The following is a 1,531-nucleotide window of genomic DNA, read 5'->3' as shown; positions in this document are numbered from 1 at the left end:
GCCGGTCGCGGCCGCCTTCTGGGCGGCCTCGGCCGCGGCCTGGCGCTCGGCGACCGTGAGGGGCGCCGGGGCCGGGGCCGCCGCCGGGTCGACCGGCGCTGCGGGCGCCGGCGCGGGGGTCGCCACAGCCGCCGGCTTGGGCGCGGCGGGGGCCGGGACATTCGCCACGGCGGGCTTCGGCGCGGGGGCGGGCTTCACGCCGTCCGCTTCGAGCGCTGCCTTCACCCTGCGGGCGACGGGCGGCGCGACGCTCGAGGACGGGCCCTTGACGAACTGGCCCATGTCCTTGAGCTTGGTGAGCACGACGTTGCTCTCGATGCCGAGCTCGGCCGCGATCTCGTGTACGCGTGGGTTTGCCACAAATTCTCCTGTCTGTGCCCGGCCCGTGTCGGCACGACAGGGTCAGGCGTTTAGTGGACGGCTCTCATTTCGAGGCGCTCATCAGTTGTCCATGGGTCGATCTGCCTGTTCTTCGCGGATGCCCGGATGGGCATCGATCAACGCGAGGATCCTGTCGTGATCGAGCACGGCATCCGTGCGCAGTGCGCGCCCGAAGGCTCGCCGCCGGATCGCTCTCTGCACGCAGTCGCGGGTGGGATGCACCCACGCGCCGCGTCCGGGTGCCGTGCCGGAGGTATCCGGCACGATCGCGTCACCGCTCACGACGATCCTCAGCAGGGCCGAACGGTCGTCGCGCGCGCGACACCCCAGACAGGTTCGTCGCGGTTCCATACTACCCCGCCTCTCGTGCCGACGCGGCCCACGTCGATCTCTCATCCTCGCATCGGTCCGGGCGCCCGATCGCCATTCGCGGCGGCCGTCGTCCCTGCTCCTCCCCAGCGTCGAACCCGGGCGCGCTGTGCGCAACCGGCCACCCGCGATCCGGGCACGGCGGCGGCGCGCGATAGCGTCACTGGCCCCGAGCGCGGATGCGGCGCACACTGGAGGAATGGAGCTCACCGTGGGCCTGGACACGATCGCGACGATCCTGACCGTCGTGGTCGGAATCGTGGGTCTCGGCGGCACGGTGCTGGCATCCAACGCCCGCACGCGCCGCGAACTGAAGGGCGACCTGGGGAGGCTCGAAACGAGCCTCCGCAGCGAGATCAGCCGCGTCGAGACCAGCCTCAAGGGCGACATGGACAAACTCGAGGCCAGCCTCCACAGCGACATGGACAAACTCGAGGCCAGCCTCCACAACGAGATGGAGAACCTCGCGACCAGCCTCCACAGCGACATGGACAAACTCGAGGCCAGCCTCAAGGGCGACATCGCGCGGCTCGACGACCGCGTGTACGCGCTCGCGGCCGGGCTCGCACCCCGGCTCGCACCGACGGCGGGAACAGACCCCGCCTGAGTCCGGCTGGCTCAGCCGGTCGAGGAACCCGCGAGCGCAGCACCCCTCCCGCTGGTCGAGGAGCCCGCGAGCGCAGCACCCTCCCGCTGGTCGAGGAGCCCGCGAGCGCCGCGAGCCGGCGTCTCGAGACCACACCCACACCGAACAGAACAGTCGTGGTCTCGAGACGCGAGC

Annotated in this window: 3 protein-coding genes; 1 reads left to right on the top strand and 2 read right to left on the bottom strand. The window is 71.4% G+C overall.

Features of this window, described 5'->3' with window-relative positions; all coding sequences use genetic code 11:
- A partial coding sequence (locus QT381_RS10845) for a translation initiation factor IF-2 N-terminal domain-containing protein (RefSeq protein ID WP_289248956.1) occupies positions 1-360 on the bottom strand: 360 nt, incomplete at its 3' end.
- 81 nt (positions 361-441) lie between these two features.
- Positions 442-732 carry a YlxR family protein gene (locus QT381_RS10840; protein ID WP_289248955.1) on the bottom strand — a complete coding sequence of 97 codons (291 nt, stop codon included), beginning with the start codon at positions 730-732 and terminating at the stop codon, positions 442-444.
- Between the two features lie 217 nt (positions 733-949).
- On the opposite strand from QT381_RS10840, the gene QT381_RS10835 reads away from it, so the two are divergent.
- Complete coding sequence (locus QT381_RS10835) at positions 950-1,357, top strand: hypothetical protein (protein WP_289248954.1); 408 nt, start codon at positions 950-952, stop codon at positions 1,355-1,357.
- The last annotated feature ends 174 nt before the right edge of the window (positions 1,358-1,531 follow it).

Source organism: Galbitalea sp. SE-J8, assembly GCF_030345695.1.
Classification (GTDB): domain Bacteria; phylum Actinomycetota; class Actinomycetes; order Actinomycetales; family Microbacteriaceae; genus JAUASV01.
Note: the sequence above shows the minus strand (reverse complement) of the source record. Positions and strands in the feature narration are given on the sequence as shown.